This is a genomic window from Pedobacter alluvionis (genome assembly GCF_003664035.1).
Taxonomy (GTDB): domain Bacteria; phylum Bacteroidota; class Bacteroidia; order Sphingobacteriales; family Sphingobacteriaceae; genus Pedobacter; species Pedobacter alluvionis.
Map to the genome: position 1 here is coordinate 623,820 of NZ_RCCK01000012.1, position 20,106 is coordinate 643,925.

General features: G+C 36.4%; 13 protein-coding genes. 6 read left to right on the forward strand and 7 right to left on the reverse strand.

What is annotated here, in order from left to right; all coding sequences use genetic code 11:
- Window positions 1-117 precede the first annotated feature (117 nt).
- A complete protein-coding gene (locus BCL90_RS16545) occupies window positions 118-903 on the forward strand; it encodes a hypothetical protein (protein ID WP_121285099.1) in 786 nt (261 codons plus the stop codon).
- Between the two features lie 238 nt (window positions 904-1,141).
- Here BCL90_RS16545 and BCL90_RS16550 read toward each other — a convergent pair whose 3' ends face one another.
- From BCL90_RS16550 to BCL90_RS16560, 3 genes are read right to left on the reverse strand one after another with little or no spacing between them, the layout of a single operon-like run.
- On the reverse strand, window positions 1,142-1,567 hold the full coding sequence (locus BCL90_RS16550; RefSeq protein WP_121285100.1) for a MerC domain-containing protein: 426 nt from the start codon (window positions 1,565-1,567) through the stop codon (window positions 1,142-1,144).
- An 18-nt stretch (window positions 1,568-1,585) separates the two neighbouring features.
- Complete coding sequence (locus BCL90_RS16555; protein WP_121285101.1) at window positions 1,586-1,825, reverse strand: hypothetical protein; 240 nt, start codon at window positions 1,823-1,825, stop codon at window positions 1,586-1,588.
- 56 nt (window positions 1,826-1,881) lie between these two features.
- Window positions 1,882-2,667, reverse strand: a complete 786-nt coding sequence (locus BCL90_RS16560) for an XRE family transcriptional regulator (protein WP_121285102.1) — start codon at window positions 2,665-2,667, stop codon at window positions 1,882-1,884.
- A 75-nt stretch (window positions 2,668-2,742) separates the two neighbouring features.
- Here BCL90_RS16560 and dinB point away from each other — a divergent pair, with 75 nt between their 5' ends.
- Window positions 2,743-3,900: a DNA polymerase IV gene (gene dinB / locus BCL90_RS16565; protein ID WP_121285103.1), complete on the forward strand. Its 1,158-nt coding sequence runs from the start codon at window positions 2,743-2,745 to the stop codon at window positions 3,898-3,900.
- Window positions 3,901-3,902: 2 nt separating this feature from the next.
- Window positions 3,903-6,956 (forward strand): DNA polymerase III subunit alpha, encoded by a 3,054-nt coding sequence (locus tag BCL90_RS16570; RefSeq protein WP_121285104.1) that lies wholly within the window; start codon window positions 3,903-3,905, stop codon window positions 6,954-6,956.
- 88 nt (window positions 6,957-7,044) lie between these two features.
- On the opposite strand, the gene BCL90_RS16575 is transcribed toward BCL90_RS16570, so the two are convergent.
- The 3 genes from BCL90_RS16575 to BCL90_RS16590 form a co-directional block, all read right to left on the reverse strand.
- Window positions 7,045-8,940, reverse strand: a complete 1,896-nt coding sequence (locus BCL90_RS16575) for an AAA family ATPase (RefSeq protein ID WP_166792229.1) — start codon at window positions 8,938-8,940, stop codon at window positions 7,045-7,047.
- 42 nt (window positions 8,941-8,982) lie between these two features.
- Entirely contained in the window at window positions 8,983-12,081 is a 3,099-nt protein-coding gene (locus BCL90_RS16580; RefSeq protein WP_121285106.1) for a DUF262 domain-containing protein, read from the reverse strand.
- Window positions 12,082-12,581: 500 nt separating this feature from the next.
- Entirely contained in the window at window positions 12,582-13,649 is a 1,068-nt protein-coding gene (locus BCL90_RS16590; protein WP_121285108.1) for a hypothetical protein, read from the reverse strand.
- A gap of 148 nt (window positions 13,650-13,797) precedes the next feature.
- Between BCL90_RS16590 and BCL90_RS16595 the strand changes: the two genes are divergently transcribed.
- Window positions 13,798-14,394 (forward strand): RNA polymerase sigma factor, encoded by a 597-nt coding sequence (locus BCL90_RS16595; RefSeq protein WP_121285109.1) that lies wholly within the window; start codon window positions 13,798-13,800, stop codon window positions 14,392-14,394.
- A gap of 98 nt (window positions 14,395-14,492) precedes the next feature.
- Here BCL90_RS16595 and BCL90_RS16600 read toward each other — a convergent pair whose 3' ends face one another.
- On the reverse strand, window positions 14,493-14,900 hold the full coding sequence (locus tag BCL90_RS16600; RefSeq protein ID WP_121285110.1) for a hypothetical protein: 408 nt from the start codon (window positions 14,898-14,900) through the stop codon (window positions 14,493-14,495).
- A 151-nt stretch (window positions 14,901-15,051) separates the two neighbouring features.
- Between BCL90_RS16600 and BCL90_RS16605 the strand changes: the two genes are divergently transcribed.
- Both BCL90_RS16605 and BCL90_RS16610 read left to right on the forward strand, forming a co-directional pair.
- Entirely contained in the window at window positions 15,052-16,257 is a 1,206-nt protein-coding gene (locus BCL90_RS16605) for a FecR family protein (RefSeq protein WP_121285111.1), read from the forward strand.
- Between the two features lie 232 nt (window positions 16,258-16,489).
- Complete coding sequence (locus tag BCL90_RS16610) at window positions 16,490-20,101, forward strand: SusC/RagA family TonB-linked outer membrane protein (RefSeq protein WP_121285112.1); 3,612 nt, start codon at window positions 16,490-16,492, stop codon at window positions 20,099-20,101.
- Window positions 20,102-20,106 lie beyond the last annotated feature (5 nt).

Genomic DNA, 20,106 nt, shown 5'->3' on the forward strand with positions numbered 1-20,106 from the left:
TTACTGGGTATTGATAATTATCCAACTTAACATGAATTTAGTAAGCGGCGAACATGATAAGCTTGTTTGACCTTAAGAAAATAATATCAAACTATTTTAATTACCAAAAACCGCATTATGAAACAAATACTAACTCTTGCTTTACTCCTGAATTTTTTGTCTTTAAAGGCTCAGTATAAAATTGTCTCGGGAGATTCAACCTATGTTGACTTCAACACTTTAGATGAGGCATTAACGTGTGATAGTTTAAGCCATCTTATAAGCAAAAGTGGAGGTATGGGAAAAATCTCTGACCCTAAAATAAAAATGTTAGTTGCATTGGGTCAAATAAAGTGTGCTGTACAAACAATGAATGAATTATCAAAGATTGTTGATGCTGACAGTGCAGCGGTATACCAAGCTCAAATCAGTTTTGTTGAGGAATCCGGAAAGCCTCGTGCATTATTTAACTTGATTGACACAAAAACATTAACTACCGCTACTGCCTATGCAAAAGCATTAGCCGAGTTTGCACCAGCACTTGTTGCTAGTGGGACAGGGCCGGCGGGTGAAATTTTAAATAAGACGGGTATTACCACAGCACTTTCTAAGTACTCGATTGAAGCGTATTATCAAAGCGCTTTACAAAATGACCCCCTCATTATCCTTTATCCTGGAGCAATCCCCGGAAAAAAGTTGTCTGAAGATGTCATTAAGAATTTTAGTGACGGTCATTACTATAATGAGGTTAAGAAGATGTGGGATAAACCTTTGACTGCACTAGTTAACCCTATAAATAAAATCATGGTCGATCCCATCATTTCCACTACAAATAATTTAGGAAACGAACTGGAGAGAGGCGGAGAAAAATTAAAGAAGGAAGCCAAGAAACTAGCAGGTAGACTCCCTAAAATCAAGTGGTAACAGGCCTGAAACTCAACTTTCACCTGTTCATCCCCAACAAAATGTAGGAAAATGCGCAATGGAATGTCGCAATAATATTTCGAATAATCCCCAGGGAGGTTCAGCTATATATCTTTTCTCATAATCAGCTCAATACGGGGGGGTAACAAAATTATTTAAGAGCCCTGATTTCAAGCGGGTTCTTAATTTTGTATTTCTAATGTTTAAAGTCTTTACACAAATGCAAACCATTTAAACCTCAATTAAAACTAGCATAGGAACGAATAGAATTAATCATTCTTTTCGGCAGGCTGTTCCATAAAGACACTACAATAAGAAGTGATGCGCCAACGATCATCAATCCCTGAACTTCCAGAAAAATTCTGTTGACCACAATTAACATGCCCCCTAGCAGACTTAAGATTAACGGTTTGTAGCCATGCCGCTTGCCATTGGCATACATGGAAAAAAGATTGACAAAAAATAAGCCAATAAACAAAGGCAACAGCCAGGGCTGATAAGAAAGTTTGCTCAAACCAAAATAGCTGAACAAACTCATATAAGCAGCCCAGCAGAAAGGACACTTAGGAAAAAAGGCGATGACAACCGCTGAGAAAAATGAGAAATTGGTACTTAGCAGATGCCTAATTTTCATCCTCCTGAGCCAGCCTTTTTTAGGTCGCATATGTAGCTCCTTATCGGTTCAGCGGTAAAATTTTGAAATTTCCTGTTTACAGGTATTGAAAATTATGTTTTCGGCATTACCCAATAAAATCTTTTCTCTGAATTTCCATAAATGGATATAAACCTCCTGCATCACATCCAGTACATCGTTCCTGTTTTCAATTTTATTCGCTATACAGGTAAATATCTCATGGTTGTAACGATGATAGAGTTCTTCATAGGAGCTTTTTTCAATGTTATGTCTACTGAAAAAAGTCAATGGTTAGTTTTAGGGATTAAATTTAACTATTTTTTCAATATGTATGCGCTTGTATACTATCTGGGCATATCGGGTTTATGGAGCAAGCGTTTTTCCATTCGTTTCATATCTTCCTTTAATGACCAAAACATTTCCTTAACTCCATTATCTGTCAGATCAATCAGGTCATGTTCGTCCGTGATGGCTTTTACAAATTTCCATACTTCCAATATATCAGAGAATGGAATGTCATAAGTCTCATAGAAACTGTTTTTAGAACGGACAGTTAGAGAATCTTTATTAATCTGCTCTATGCTTTTGTAGACAAAACCACTCTGCAAAACAAGAAGGTATGTTTTGTCAACTTTGATATCCGCAATGCTCTCTACGTAATCACCGATAAGATAGGTACCATCCTGGAAAGGAGGCATAGAATCTCCTTCGGCTGGAAAAGCCCGGTACTTTCCGTTTCTCAAAAACGGAAGAGACATATATTGTAAACTTTCTATATATCCTGGATCAGCGTATCCGCTAATGTAACCCATTGAAGCTTTATAGGGTATGATTTCAATTTTATTTTCGCCGGTATTATCAACAATTATCGGAAGCAATATCCTGTTATCCGGAAGTTTCAAAAGTTCATCTAATGAATATTTTGATATTTCAACGGTCAACAAAATATCTACACTAATATGGTACAGCTTTGATATTCTCAAAAGGGTTTCGATAGATGGCTGTACTTTATTGTTCTCATATTTCTCATAAGAAGCTCTTGTAACCAGCAGTTTGTCAGCCAGTTTGTGCTGAGTAGTTTTGAGAACTTTCTCTCTTAAATGCTTTAAATTTTTGGCTAATATCAACATTGCGCTAAATATGAGCAACAAATGTAGTTCATTTTGCTAAATATATTAGCAATTTTACAAGGTAATTTATGAAAGATGGATAGAGCGATTGTACATATGGATTTGGATAGCTTTTTTGTCTCGTGTGAGCGGCGCAATAATTCGCAGTTAAACGGCATTCCCATCATTATTGGAGGTGGTGACCGTGGAGTAGTGGCTTCGTGTTCTTATGAAGCCCGCTATTATGGCGTCCGTTCTGCTATGCCTATCAAAGCAGCGATGAGGCTTTGTCCTGATGCCAGGATTATCCGTGGGGATATGGATTTGTATTCTAAAATGTCTCATGAGGTTACAGAGATCATAGAAGAAAAAGTTCCTCTACTGGAAAAAGCAAGTATTGATGAGTTTTACCTCGATCTTTCCGGGATGGACCGGTTCTTTGGATGTTATCAATGGACGCAGGAGCTGGCTTCAAGGGTGATGGATCATACCGGCCTGCCTATCAGCTTTGCATTGTCGAACAACAAAACAGTTTCAAAAATAGGTACCGGAGAAGCCAAGCCAGTTGGGCACATGGAAATAAAAGACACGATGATCAGGCCTTTCCTTAACCCTCTTTCTGTGAGAAAAATTCCGATGGTAGGCGAAGTGACCTACCAGCTGCTTTCCCGTGTAGGCATCAGGACTATTCACACATTGTCAGAAATGCCGGCAGAAGTTTTGCAGAAGATCCTGGGAAAAAATGGAATTGACCTGTGGCGTAAAGCCAATGGAATCGATGAAAATCCGGTAGTGCCGTATACCGAAAGAAAATCCATTTCATCAGAACATACCTTTGAAAAAGATTCGATAAACATAATCGAAATAAAGTCCTTGATCACGGGCATGGCTGAAAAGCTGGCGCATAAGTTGAGAAAAGAAAAGTGGCTGACTTCAACCGTTTCCGTCAAGATCCGCTATGCTAATTTTGATACAGAAATTAAACAGTGCAGGGTAAGCTATACCTCAGCAGATCACACCATCAGTAAGTATGCACTAGAACTATTTGACAAGCTGTACACACGCCGAATGCGAATACGCCTTGTCGGATTAAAACTTACCGGTCTTGTACACGGCGAATACCAGATGAATATTTTCGAGGATACTCAGGAAATGATGAACCTTTATCAATCTATGGATAAGATTAAAAACAGGTTCGGAAAACATGCCGTTGGACGAGCTTCTGGATTCGATTTTAATACTAAACCGCTTTAATTATGTATCTCAACTGCCATTCCTTTCACAGCTTGCGCTACGGAACATTTTCTGTACAGAAGCTCGTACAGTCTGCCCTTGAATCAGGTGCAGAGAGGTTGTGCCTTACTGATATCAACACCATGACGGCTGTTTATGAGTTTTTAAAAACCTGTAAAGAAGTTGGGATTAAACCTGTTGTGGGAATGGAATTCAGGGATGAAGGAGAACTTTTATATATTGCCTTGGCAAAAAATGAAGCTGCGCTTTCAGAAATTAATCAATTGCTGACCGATTATAACTGTGAAGGTCTCCCCCTACCAAGGCATCATCCCGAATTTCGCCAATCCTTTACCATTTATCCGCTCGATCAGGCACCTGAAAAACTTTTGGATCATGAATATATCGGTATACGCCCGTCGGAGGTAAATATGTTATACAAAAAACAGTGGCGGAATATGATCTGTAAAATGGTCGTTCTTCAGCCCGTTACCGTTAAAAATGAGGACGAGTACGAGCTTCATAAAGTATTGCGGGCAATTGATTTGAACACGCTGATCACTTTGTTGCAACCGCATCAGCACTGCCGTGCCGATGAAACCATGCTGAGTCAGGAAAAACTCCTGAACTATTACAAGCAATACCCCGAAATTATCAGCAATACCCAAAAACTTTTAGATGAGTGCAGTTTTGATTATGATTTTTCTTATCCCAGAAATAAAAAGCATTATACCCGTGATAAGCAGAATGACATCAAATTACTGACTTCTCTCGCGTACGCGGGCTTAACGGCAAAGTATGGGGATCATCATATCGCAGCACGGCAAAGGGTGGAGAAAGAACTTAAAGTTATCGACCAGCTTTCATTCAGCGGTTATTTTCTGATCACCTGGGATATTGTTCGATACAGTAACAGTATGGGTTTCATGCATATCGGGCGGGGCAGCGGTGCCAACAGCATCATTGCATACTGTCTGGGCATCACCGATATATGCCCTCTTGAACTTGATCTATATTTTGAAAGGTTTTTAAACCTTAACCGGAAAACACCACCTGATTTTGACCTGGACTGGAGCTGGCAGGACCGGGATGTAATTTTGCAATATATCTTTGACCGGTATGGCAAAGAATACGTAGCCTTTTGCGGCACCAATGTCGAATTTAAATACAAGTCGATATTAAGGGAAGTCGGAAAAGTGTTTGGACTGCCGAAAAATGAATTAGATGCGCTGACCACAGCGCCTATAGCGTTGCATGATGATAATTCAGTGGTTAAGCAGGTACATAAATATGGCAAGATGCTGGATAAATTCCCCAATCAAAGAAGTATGCATTCTTGTGGAATATTGATCTCCGAAGAACCTATCAGTAATTATACGGCATTGATCATGCCACCAAAAGGTTTCCCAATCGTTCAGTTTGATATGCATACCGCTGAGGAAATTGGTTTTGAAAAATTCGATATCCTCAGCCAAAGAGGGATCGGCAGCATCAATGATGCTGTCAAGCTGATCAGAAAAAATAAAGGTATTCAGGTAGATATCCGCAATACTACAATATCGAAGAATGAAAAACAGTGCAATGAATTTTTAAGCACGGGAAAGACAATAGGGTGTTTCTACATTGAAAGTCCTGCAATGCGGGGATTACTCAGAAGACTGAAATGCGACAATTACAAAGTGCTGGTTGCAGCCTCTTCCATTATCCGGCCGGGTGTAGCACAAAGCGGAATGATGAAGGAGTACATTTTCCGCCATAATAATCCCGATCAGTTTGAATATTTCCATCCCGTTTTTCAGGAACAGCTCGGTGAAACGTATGGTATCATGGTTTACCAGGAAGATGTAATTAAGATCGCTTTGCATTTTGGTGGTCTTCCGGCCACGGACGGGGATATTCTGCGCCGGGCCATGAGCGGCAAAGGCCGTTCACTGAATGCCTTGCAGAAGGTGAAAGACAATTTTTTTGAATCATGTAAACAGTTGGGCCATCCCGAGGAATTAAGTACAGAGGTATATCGCCAGATTGAAAGTTTTGCTGGATATTCCTTTTGTAAAGCGCACTCGGCTTCTTATGCGGTGGAAAGTTACCAGAGTCTTTATTTAAAAGTGCATTATCCGGTAGAGTTTATGGTTGCCGTGATTAACAACCAGGGAGGTTTTTACCGAACGGAAGTGTATATCCACGAAGCCCGGATGTCAGGCGCCAATATCCTGAATCCATGTGTAAATCACAGCGAATATCAGACAAATCTATATGGAAAAGACGTTTACTTAGGATTTATGCACCTGCAGTCGATGGAAAAATCCATAGCTGAACTCATTGTAGAAGAACGTGCAAAGAGCGGAAACTATAAGTCTTTGGAAGACTTCCTAAAAAAAATACCGATTGGCATAGCCGGCATAGAAATCCTTATTTTCATTGATGCTTTCCGGTTTACAGGCAAACAGAAAAATGAACTGTTAATCGAAGCCAGGATACTGGTTAATGATTTTAAGCCGGCTAAAATAATGGAGACATTATTTGACGAACCTGTAAAAGAATATCAGTTGCCGGTACTTAAAAGAGATGTTTTTGAAGACGCATTTGATGAAATTGAGATCTTGGGATTCCCTGTTTCCGTTAGCCCGTTTGATCTGATGATTCATAAATACAGGGGTTCAGTAATGGCAAAAGACCTTATTAAATATCATAAAAAACAAGTCAAGATGGTGGCTTATTTAATTTCCAGAAAGCATGTTCCTACTAACAGGGGAGATATGTTTTTCGGAACGTGGATCGATGTGGAAGGAAATTACTTTGATACTGCGCACTTTGCAGATTGCCTTAGAACATATCCGTTTAAAGGTGGTGGGTGCTACATTTTGCTGGGAACAGTTGAAGTTGATTTTCATTTCCCAAATATTACCATTCAAAAGATGGAGAAAATGCCGTTCATTCCTGATCCGAGGTATTACCATGATGAAGATAAAAGATACAATGCACATGAAAAAATCAGGGAAGATATAAGCATGACCCACCGTGCCCCCTATCCACAGGCGCATGAGATAGGGTTGCCGAGAATCAAAATGAAATAATGTTATATATGGTATAATTTAGTTCTTATCCTTCTGAATTTAATTTTACTGAAATTGTTACTTATTATTGATTACTATATTTTTTTTATCATGGCCAGACAATCAAATTGCCTAGAGGTTCCCAACCACTAGGACCAGCCCATTCGCACCAGCTCAAATAGCCTGTTTGTGACATTGGAAAGGCAACCTGAGTGTTATTTAAAAACTGGTAGATATTATTATAAGCAGTTTCTAAAGTTTCATAATTGTAGTACGCATGATTCCTATTGGCTCTGCCAGGAGGATATAAGACTGTGCCATTATGCCCATAATAACGGACTGCATGACATCCAGTATTGCATATTATAGGAACTTGTCCCGGAATATTTTTTATCCATAAGTTAGACTTTAATGATATTTCATAATAAAAATAATGATTAGTCGCTTGATCCACGCAAAATGTTAGCTTAATTGTCTTTCCTTTTTCAAGAATTGCCTTATAATTATTTTGCCAATCCAAGGCTATAAGCTGTGATTCAAGTGCCATTATAGACCTCTCAACTATTAATAACTCTCCTTTATAAACCGGTCCTTTTATAGAGTAGTGTGAAAGCGGATGAACCAGACCATGTAAAAGGCTGTAAATACTTTCAAGAGAAGTCGCATTATTAAAGGTTCTTTTTAAAAAACTAATGCTTAGTTGGATAATCTTTGTTGTTTTAAAGTCCGCTAATTGCTGCTTATTAGCATCGGTCAGTTCTATAATCGGTATGTATTTAGGTAATAATTCTTCCAAATATTTTCTGAAATTATTTCCAGCAGCAGGATAATCGGGATCGGTGTTATGATTTAAGTATTTTACCGCTTTTTCAAAGTTTGACTCCCCTTTCGTAATAATTGGCTTATCGAATGTAATAGCATTTTCTTCCCCTTTTCCAACATAGAATTCAAAAGCTAACCAATTGTTATTTACACTTTTTTTGAAATATCGCGATGCCAATTCGTACCAGTGTCTATCATATGTTGATATAAAAACTTGATAACCCTGAAATTCTGCTTCAATGATTTTTAAAATAGGTAACCTGTTACCGGCATCGAGACCAACGAAAATATCATCCAAATAAAGTATTTGATAATCAACTACAGGATTACGCTTTAAAGAAGCTAAGTATAAGCAAATTGCAAAGGCGGATAATCTTGCTTCGTTCAAAATATCACTATAATCACCAATAATTACTACACCATCCTTTATGACGTTTAAGCGAAGATCTGCCCTTGTTTTCCATTCCCATTTCCCATTTCCATAAAGAAAGTCTAAAGGAGCGAGATCATAGCTTAGCTGTATGTTCAGGTCAGTAAAATAAGTTGTAAGCATTTGGTTAAGATCGCTAAAAATGTCATCTAGAGTTGACCGAAGGTTTCTTTCATAGATAACCAATTCATTCAATGCATATTGATGGTTGTAGTCTCGTCTTGTATAGCTTTCATCAATCAATAGATTTTGTAATTGTCCCCACCTAGCTCCTACTCGATAAGTTGCTCCTAAATTATTTGGTATGTAATTCGCAAGAAGTGTTTGTACGACCAAATTAAACAAATTGGGTCTAGCTTCCTTATGTAAGTAAACGTCAAGAAGATCTCTATACTCTAAGAAACCTTTAGCCAAAGATGCTACTTGCAGAAATCCAATTTGATTTGGGGTATTTGTATCTGAAAAGATAAACGATTGAGCTGTATTTGGTATTTCAGTCCAAGGATTACTTGTAAAATCTGAAAATTTTATCTCAATTTTACCGCGTGGATTTTGTGAATATCGGTTTATGGTGAAATTTCTTGCTATTCTAGAACTATTTATGTAATCGTTTAGAGCTTTGAATAACGAACTTTTCCCACTACCATTCTCACCATAGATTAAAACGTTCTGACCTTTTGGTATTGCTATTTCCTTGAAAATATTATGAAATGCTCGGTAATTCTCAAGTTGAATTGATATTATTCTTTTCAATATGTAATAAATATAGAGGTTAACTTTTATGTTTTACAAGGCTTACACAATCCCCTCAACTTCAACAACAAGCCCCATGGTTAGGAGTCTATAAAGTGAGGAGCTGATAGCATGATTTGAGTCACTTAATTCATGATAGAGCTTGCTTAAAAACTCGGTTGGATCTACTTGAGTTATATCCGGTAAATCTTTCAAATATTTCGAAAAGTTTAATTCGTATTTTGTAAATTCTTCTTTGAAGTATATTTCATAAGTAAGAGCATCAATAAGCCGAATAAAAAATCCATGGAATGTTGTTCCTTCGGGAAGATTACTTATATAATCATACATTCTAATCAAAGGAAGTTGTTCTTCTAAATTTACTATTGGTAGAGGAATCTCTCTAACTAAGTGCGATGATATCTGTGTAGCGTTGCTTGAGCCTGAAGAATTTAAATGAACATAATAACCAATAAGCGAGCTTGACAATATACAAGTAATAAATTTGTAATTATAACCACTTCTTTTGATCGTAAGCATGATGTTATTATTCCCAAAAACGGCTCTTTGTGATGTAACTCCAACAGCTAACCGTCGATTATTTAGATTGATTTTTTTAATAATAATCTTGGTGGGATTTTCATAAAAATTTCTTGTTTCTTCGGAACGATCATCTAATGCCACAGAATTCGCACTACCAAGTGGTTTAATTTTGAAGTGGTTTATTTCATGCTCCTTAATATAGTCGATAGGATTTGAGTTGACTATCTTATTGTATTTTTTTAATAAATTAATGTTGATACCCGAATGTATCTCTGCAATATCTGATAACCTAATCGGTGCGACATAAAATATATCAGAAATATTTCTGTCAATCGAGTGTGGTACCGTATTAAACAATTTTTTAAAGTCCTTAACACATTCTTCAAATTCTGTTTTACTAATTACATCATCCATTACACGAAAGAGATGATTGAGCCCCTTCCTAGCTTCAATCTTGTTACTTTCAAGATTTTTTAATGGTAGATCATTGATAAAATACCAAATTGCATAAAAACTTTGCTGTGTTCTTCGATTATTTTCTTTTCCGAAAATGCCATCAAGCATGCTACTTACCGATTGTGATGTTGGTTCATCATCACTCAATACAATTCTAAGCTTTTTTAAGAAATCAAATTCAAAATCAAAGATGGCATTAATGAAATCATTTTTAATTTCGTTACTTTCAAGGATCTTTGTTATATCGTTCTTTGCCTTAAGTCGTAAATTGATTTTATCGCCTATTTTGTAAATATCAAGGTCCTTTACTTTTTCACCATCAGTTAAAACATTTTTTATTTTTTGGTATTGAAGGAAAATAAGGGATGTATAGATGTTCTCATCTTCCATCCTTGAATTGTTCTTCCTAAAGTAGAACCAGTCTTTGTTATTTTTATGAACAGCTTTGATCGATTCTATAATATCTCTGGAGATGTAAGAATTCCACATCTCAAAAGTATCTTCTTTGATAGGGTAAGGCTTATTATTTAACCTAATAAACAAATCTATCGGATCAAAATGTTCATTGTTTTTTTCATTAATTTCAATGATCCACAAATCAAAGTTTTTAATTTTGTCCTTTTGATCCTTGGACAAACCTTCAAATGACTTTCCATTGAGTGTTTTTAGAACACCATTTTTTAGATTTAGCGAATATCCATCCTTTCCAGAATACTGCTTAATATTATTTTCATCTAAATAAGGTTTGCGGATAAATCCCAAAATTGATAAGAGACGTTGTTGACCGTCCAAAACTTCTGATATATCATCTTTTCGTTTAAATACAAAAATTGGCGGCAATTTGATACCCATCAAAATACTTTCGATGATTGATGATGACTTTTTCTTATTGATTACTTCATTTCGCTGATATGGCGGACGGATTAAGAATCTTTGTTTTTCCATCTGTCGACAAATATCATCGATTGCTATCGAAGAAGGTTCAGGCTTATTGATTCTCAGCTCTTCGAATCCTGCCATTTCGGAGTTTTTTGGCTCTAATTCTTGAGTTTTCAGTTTAAAATCGGCATTGTTTTGTAAATAAGCAGTAAAGTCAATTTGAAATTTTTCATGGAAAAATTTAGATGTAACCTGAAACCTATGGTGGAGCTCCTTTGAAAATGAACTTCGCTCCATTTTATATGCATCCTTATTTAAGGAAATATAGTTTGCCAAATTTTTAAGTTCGAAATCGCTCAGAACCATTTTTGATCCGGTCTCCACTTCCAGAACTGATAGTGCCCAATAAACGCACTCAAAAATCAACCTATTGTATGTGGTATTGCTTTCTTTTAAATAGTTTCTAAGTTTTTTAAGCTGGTTTATCTTTGCTACGAAACCATCAAAAACATTTTCAATTTCTAATTCATTTAGGCTGTTAAATAAAAAATCAAAATACTTTGCAATTATTGCATCTTTCTTTATTGAAAAATACTTGATAGGAATGTTATGTAATACAAGAAGTTGTCGTATTTTTTTTAGTATAACTTCGATGTTACTTTTTTCAAAATATAATAAGCTAGAAACATCTCCATATAGTACTGCATCACTATTTAATTTTCTTTTGAAATAACTATTTAAATCATCTTCTATATATGCTGCTTTATCTATATCAGTTGGTTTTAAAGGAGTAATTCCAGAATTATATCGTTTAAAAATTTCTTTTTTAACTATGTCTTCATATTCGTCGTTTATTAAAGACTTTGAATGAAAGCTAAATTCTATGATTCTAAGTTTGGTATCCCAAAAAAGTTCTTGGAGCTTATCGTCAAGATTTTTAAAATATTTGTTAGCGATCCCTATATTTTCAAGTTTTTGTAAACCGTTTTTTCGAAGTTTAAAGTCATTTTCTTTAAATCTCAAAATCGTTTCATACCGTTGCCTACCATCAACGATTTCAGTTCCTTCTGAATTTCTGAAATAAATTAGTGGCGGAATTTCTGTTCCAAGTAAAATACTTTCAATGAAATAAGTAGCTTTCTCATCATCCCATACATAATTTCTTTGATAAAAAGGTTTATAATTCGTTTTGCTAACCCTCTCTTCATTGTTGAAAAGGCTCTCAATCGACATAACCTTTGGTTCAATTTTTATGTAATTTTCAAATATTTCGCTTATTTCCATATTGTTACTGATATTTCGCGTTGTCTTTAGAATAAAATCGTTTGTAGAGATTAAAATTAATCTAAATTATTTAATAATTGATAGTATATGTTGTTTTTCGATTTTAGCTTTTACATTTCATAGATTGATAATAAAGAGTGCTATAAATCAGAAGGATGATTTCCTGATCGGATGCAGTGTAATAAAAGGCTTTTTAAGTCTTAGCAATAAAGATGTCATCTACTCAATCCTACTGGACTTACCTAAGAATCAAAGAGGATATGTTTATCAATCGAAAGCTCTATCCGCAGGCACATGAGAGTATTTTACCAAGGATTGTAGACGAGTTGGGATTTAATATGTAAAAATCAAAATAGCAGTAACTTTTAATGGTTACTGCTATAGGGTATTCAAAATATAAATGCTGATCCATCAGATCAAATATCTATTCACTTCTAAGACTTTACAACCTGATGACGCATTCAAAGTTTCTTCCGTGCAGAGATCGAAAATAGGTAAGATTATTTCAACTGTGTTTCGATCTTTTTGCGCAATGAGCTTACCTGGATGTCATCAACTAGCTTTGAAGTTAAAAAATTAGTAATATAGATATTATCAATCTGCGCTGTGAATTTACTTTCCACCTTACTAACAAAACCTATACTGATAGCAGCAGCGATATCTGCGATTTTGCCTTGATCAAAAGACTTAAACTTTGCTGCTAAATCAGCTTTAAGTGATTCTTCCGTTAACCTTGACTTGTTAATTTTTCCATCAAGTTTTAAAACTACCAAGCCGGTTGTTGCAGCGCGAACACTGCCTGGAGCAGCAAAGTCCATTAATGCCTTTGAGAAATTGTCATTGCCTATTTCACTTTCAGAGATCCCATTTAAAGCCAAAAACAATCTATGCATATAATCATCCTCAAATGCAACAATTAACATCGTGCCCTTATATACCGTTTGAGATGTCACCGCTGAGCTAAGGTAGTTGACTAAATTTGCATTTGCATCAATATTATTAGCCTGTAAGTTAGCTTTGATATCAGCCGTTACTTTCGAATCAAATTTTTTGGTAACCGATTTAGCCAAGTCAAAACTTGATGAAGTAATTGATATTCTCTTTGACTGAATAATTTTCCCAATATCAATAAATTCATCCTTAAATAGTAATAGTTTCCGCTCTGCGAAGCCTGACAGTTTATCCCATTCAGTACAGAATTTTATAAAATCTGCACGTCCTTTTACTGATGTATCTGATTTGAGGTTTGGTAAAATAAGTTCATCATAATACTGCATATTGATCTTATCAAGCAAAGGATATGAGCCTTTGTCAATCATGTTGAATAGACCGTATGGTTGCTCACTTGTATATTCATCACGATAACTACCTATTGTTTTAATATAAAAGTCTTTGTGTTCCAATAAAGCCTCTTTTAGTTTTCTATTCCATTTTTGGTGGTCTATATTATCAACTCCGACGATTTCATCAACCTTTAATGTTGTGTTAAAGATGGTTATTTTGCCCTGCGAAAAGGCACTTGTTGCTGTAAATACTGTAACAAGCATAGTTAAGAGAATACGTTTCATTTTTTTGAGTTTTAGATGGTTAATTTGTTTTAGTTTTTAAGTATATGAATTTAAGCATTTTATCAATGTGATTTAACTAACGTTTAATTAAATCGTATTAAATAATTAAAGTAAATTCTTAACTTTAAATTAATATCATTTCCAAATCATGAGATCTTTCCCCCTAACCGACGAAAAGGATCTGCTACTTCGGTTGCAGAAGGGAGATCAGTATGCTTTTGAACAACTGTACCGCATGTACAGCAAGCGAATTTTCATAAATACGGTTAAACTTGTAAAAGATGAGGATGAAGCACAGGAAATTTTACAGGATGTATTTATCAGGATATGGAACAAAAGAGAAAACATAGATACTGAAAAACCGTTTTCATCCTACCTGTTTTCAATTGCTCAAAATCTTATCCGCGATTTTTTTCGCAAGGCGGCTCTCGACAGAAAAATGCAGGCGGCAGTTATTGCACAAAGCACCGAGCTTTACGAGCATATTGAAAGCAGTATCTATTTTAAAGAGAGTAGTGCGCTACTACAAAATGCTATTGATGCCCTGCCCCTACAACGCAAAAAAATCTATACTTTATGTAAGGTTGAAGGAAAAAGTTATAAGGAAGTGGCAGAAATTTTGGGCATTTCTGCCTCCACGGTTGACAATCAACTGGTCAAGGCTACACAAAGTGTAAGGTCATATTTTCATGCTTCAAAAACCTACATTGCTTTACTTACAATATTGATGACTGCAACGATTTGACGACTTCCTTTTTCATTAACACACTATTTTCACTTTTAATGTTCCAACTAATGGCTATCGCAATGATAAGGGGATGCAAGATTGAAGGCGTTTTTATATTATCCGAAACTAATTTTGATTTCGGCAAATGGTTCGGAATTTAAGATCGAAGAAAGAAACTCTTTGATGTTTGAAATTGCCTCCGAAATTTCACTTGTTGAAAAATGTTCCTGACGTGTATCGCCAAATCCTAAAAAACTGCCTAAGAAAAGCTCAGCCCGTTGCTCGTTTTCAATATTCCTGACCATTTCAAAGGGTTCTTTCTCATAATAAGCTATAGCTGCCTTGGCATTTAAAATATTTTCATAATTATAAATCCTACTTTTTCCATTGCCAGACATGCCATTATTATAATCTTCAGCATTTAAAACCTTATACAAATAACTTGACATGGCATAATTTGTTGCACCGAATCGGAGACGTGCAATCGGAGTATCATTTTTGAATGCGATGATAGAATGTCCCATAGTACAATTTTACAAATAATCGCTCAAGTGTGCTGTTATAAGTAAAGATATTGTGCCATTAAAAGAGAAAATCCACACGATTTAAAAATGTTTTTCATCCCGATGGGGGGAATGATCATGCCAAACGTATTAATAGAAAAGACCATACGTTTTGGAAAATACAGACCCACTGCAGCTAATTGAAAAGTATCGTGACAATAAGTGCTCTCCCGAAGAGGTGGAACAGCTTTTAGCTTATTTCCATAAAGATAGCCCTGAGCAGGAACAGATCATGGAACTTGTATTAGCGGAACTTCAGCAAGAGCCGAGCGCGCAAGAGTTAAAAAGCAATAATATTCAAAACACCATAGATCAGGCATATCTTAATATCAGGAAGGAAATAGCGTATTCTGGTGTATCCAGACCTAAAAGAACCAGGCAACTCTGGGCAAGAATGGTGGGCGCGGCAATGATTTTAATTATCGCAGGTGTCTCCTACCTATATTTCCTTAACGCTGATAAAAAAGTAAATGAAACCCAAAGTATAGCAGATGTAAAACCTGGCCATACCGCTGCAACACTTACACTTGCCACTGGGAAGAAAATTTTGCTCAACGATGCGTCTGTCGGTGCTATAGCCTCTGAAAAAGGTATTGAGGTTTCAAAAACAAAAGATGGGAAAGTAGTCTACACTATTAAAGGATCGAACGCAGGTTCTAATACAAATCTTAACACCTTATCAACCGCAAAAGGAGAAACTTACCAAATTGTGCTACTAGATGGCACCAAAGTATGGCTGAATGCCGCTACCACATTAACGTACCCTGCAAATATGAGAGGTAGCAATGAGCGGGTAGTGCGGGTAGACGGCGAAGCCTACTTTGAAGTTGCTAAAGATAAAAGGCATCCTTTTATTGTAGAAAGTGCCACCCAAAGGGTTAAGGTATTGGGTACCCATTTCAATATAAACAGTTATTTAGATGAAGAAAAAACGATCACAACACTTGCTGAGGGTGTTGTAGAAGTTTCAACTGTTAAGCGTAGTAGCGAACCAGATAAAAAAACATTAAAACCTGGCCAGCAATCTATTGCGGAAGGTAGCAAAATTGAAGTACAAGAAGCAGACTTGCAGACTACACTGGCTTGGAAAGATGGAAAGCTCTATTTTAAAGACGCTTCTATTCAGGAGGTACTCAGACAGGTTAGCCGTTGGTACAATATTGAGGTTGAATATAGGGGAACGCCCACCAAAGAATTATTTAGTGGTGGTATTAAAAGAACGGCAAACCTTTCTAGCGTTCTACGGATACTAGAACTGAGTAAGGTATACTCTACCTTAACTAAAAGAAATAATATCACAACCCTAATCATCCTATAGAAGTAATAATTGTTTAATATTTCACCTTTTAATTGTACGTGCCTATGAGGTAGCTTTTTCAGAAAAATTAGAATAGTTAATGATACCCATAAAAAAACCGGAGCCATCGTTCGAGGATGCTCCGGTAAATTGGGTCTTGTTAATAACCAGTGCTAAAACCGATTTATCAACTAACAGCAAGGTATCCATTCCACCTTAAAATGCGATTGCCTTGCATAACCAAAACAAACTTATGATTTTTTCATCAAACTGCCGCTATCCCAACGGGTATAGCCCTGCAGTTTATTGGTCTCCTGTTCCGCATAGAGAACAAACTACTCATTTAAAAAAGATACTGATGAGGCTACATTTTATTTTATTGTTGTTACTCTTTACAGTTATTGTTGCCTTAGCAGATGATGTCAAAGCACAGAGCATAACGCTCGAAGCGAAAGCTACACCGATGTACCAGGTTTTCAAACAGATCGAAAAACAAACCGGTTATCTTTTTTGGTACAAAGGGAAAATGCTTGGGAAAAACACGCCCATAACAGCAAGCATCAATAATTTACAACTTAAACCAGCATTGGATAAGATTTTTGCCAACATTCCCTTTTCTTATGAAATTGTAGACGAAACGATTGTGGTAACAGAAAAACTGCTCCCGCAAAAAAGTAAAGAAAAGCAAAATAAACAAGGCATAACCGGAGTGGTTAATGATGAAAATGGACAGCCTTTAGTTGGGGCAAGCGTTACCATCAAAGGAACAACCCAAACTACGATGACAGACAGTGAAGGGAAATTTGCCATTGATAATGTATCAGACAACAGTCTCTTAGTTATATCATATGTTGGATATAAATCAGTAGAAATAAAAGCCCAAAACAATAAAAGTATATCTGTAACATTAAACCTAATTAGCGGGAAGCTTGACGATATTTCAGTCGTATCTACAGGTTATCAAAATATACCAAAAGAACGTGCTACAGGTTCTTTCGTACAAATAGACAACACATTGCTCAACCGCAGAATAAGTACCAATATACTGGATCGTTTGGATGGAATAACAAGCGGTTTAATTTTCAATAAAGTTGCAGGGCCAGTAGGTATAGCGCCCACCAATGAAAAACTGGGGATTAATATAAGAGGACGCGTTACTATTGATAGTAAAGTTAGTGCTGATCCATTGGTGGTACTAGATAATTTTCCGTACGAGGGCGATATCAACAGTATTAATCCTAATGATATTGAAAGCATTACTATTCTTAAAGATGCTGCCGCTGCCTCTATCTGGGGAGCAAGATCAGGTAACGGCGTTATTGTAATCACCACTAAAAAAGGAAAGTTAAACGAAGCTTTAAAGATCGACCTAAATACAAACATAACTATTGGTGAAAGCCCCAATCTCAAATATTCGAGAAATTTTTTAAACTCTTCAGATTATATTGATATAGAAAAGTATCTGTACAGTCAAAATTACTATAATCAGGACTTAGCTAACACCACTACTTATCCAGTAATATCGCCAGTAGTAGCCCTGCTTGCAAGGAACACAGCAGAAGCAAACCAACAGATAGATGCTTTGCGCAGTATAGATGTTCGTGATGAAGCGTCCAAACATCTTTATCAAAAATCGTTAAGCCAACAATATAATTTAAGCTTAAGAGGAGGATCGGCAAAGAGCACCCATTTGCTGTCTTTGGGATACGATAAAAACAGGTATAACAACATTGGAGCGGGTTTTGACAGGCTTACCATAAATACTTCGAATACCTACAGACCGATAAAAAACCTGGAGGTAAGTGCAGCGGTTGTATACAATAAAAGCAACCAAAGTTCAGCTTATATCTATAATCCTCTTTACCCCTATTTAAAGCTTGCTGACGCTGACGGCAATCCATTGTCTGTTCCTGTCGGCTTTAATAATACGTATTTAGAAAGCGCCCAAGCACTAGGTTACATGGATTGGAAATTGCGACCGTTACAGGAACGCGATCTGTTTGATAATGTCGCAAAAATTAACAATCTACTTTTAAGAACATCGGTCAGATATCAGTTTCTGCCATTTTTAAGTGCAGAAGTTCAGTACCAATACCAAAACGAAAATGGGAACACCCGTTATCTACAAAGTATTGACAGTTATAATGTGAGGAATACGATAAACATATATTCTCAGCGAAATACGACTACAGGAGTTTTTACCTATCCAGTACCAAAGGGCGGAATTTTAAGCATGACGGATAGAAAGTTGGAGGCGGAAAATTTCAGGACACAGTTGAATTATAACCAGAATTTCGCTGGGAAGCATAATATTTCAGCTATTACTGGTGCAGAGCTCAGAGATATAGAAACTACATCCTATAATCGACTATCGTATGGCTATAATGATGATTTTGGAACGGCTGTTACAAATTTGAACTATACTACGTTTTTTCCACTTAGTCCTGCTGGTACAGGTTCAAGAACGGTACCTGCGCCGGATGGCACTGTAAACGGAACAGTCAATCGTTTCATATCATATTACGCAAATGCTTCATATACTTTTAAGGATAGATATACAGCCACGCTAAGCGGAAGAAAAGACGGTGCCAATATTTTTGGAGCCAACACAAATGATAAAATAACACCCCTTTGGTCTGCAGGATTAGGTTATGAGATTAGCAAGGAGGCTTTTTACAATTTACCTTTAATCCCTTATCTCAAAGTAAGGGCTACTTATGGCTATAATGGCAATGTGTATAATGCTTCTTCTTATTTAACAGCAACTTACAGCACAAGCTCTTTGACGGGGGCGCAAACAGCAACAATAACCAGTGCCCCAAACCCGGAATTGAGATGGGAAAAAATAAGAAACAAAAATTTAGGGCTTGACTTTGCAACGAAGAAAAATAGGCTAAATGGTACGGTAGAAATTTATGATAAACTTGGAACCGATTTGATAGAAGATGCTTTGTTAGCCCCATCTACAGGTTTTAACTCGTTTAAAGGAAATGCTGCAAGTGTAAATACAAAAGGAGTAGACATTATATTGAACAGCATTAACTTAAATGGTGATTTTAAATGGTACACAAATTTTCTTTTCAGCTATAATAAAGACAAAGTAATATCTTATGATACGAAATATACTACCTCTTACCTTACCAGCAACGCCAGCAATATTGCAGATCCAGCCAGACAGGGACTATACATTAAAGAGGGCAACAGTATTTTTGGGGTCTATAGTTATAAATCTGCAGGGCTGGACCCAAGCAGCGGCGACCCTGTAGGTTATCTGAATGGTATAGAATCAAAAAATTATACTGCGATCCTAAGCAACAACAATCCAGATGATGTGATCTACCACGGTTCATCAAGGCCAACGCATTTTGGTGCGCTTCGCAATACCTTTTCTTACAAAGGTTTTTCGCTATCGGCAAATGTTACGTATAAATTTAATTACTATATCCGTAAAAAATCTACAAGCTTAAACTACACCGAGACCATATTGCCCGTATATGCTAACAGCGATTATGCATTGCGTTGGCAAAAAGCAGGTGACGAAAACATAACCACAGTACCCTCAATGGTATTTGCTGTTAATACAAATAGAAATACATTTTATCAAAACTCAGAAGTGTTGGTAGAAAAAGGCGACCATATTAGGTTACAGGACATAGGCTTAAGCTACGATTTAAATCAAAATCTTTTACGGAAGATGCCATTTTCATCCCTTCAAATTTATAGCTATATCAATAACGTAGGGATTTTATGGCGAGCAAATAAAAATGGGATTGATCCTGATGTTAGTGATTACAGAAGCGGTAATTACAATGTGTTTCCGAACCCAATAACTTATGCATTTGGCGTGAGGGCAAATTTTAAATAGACAAG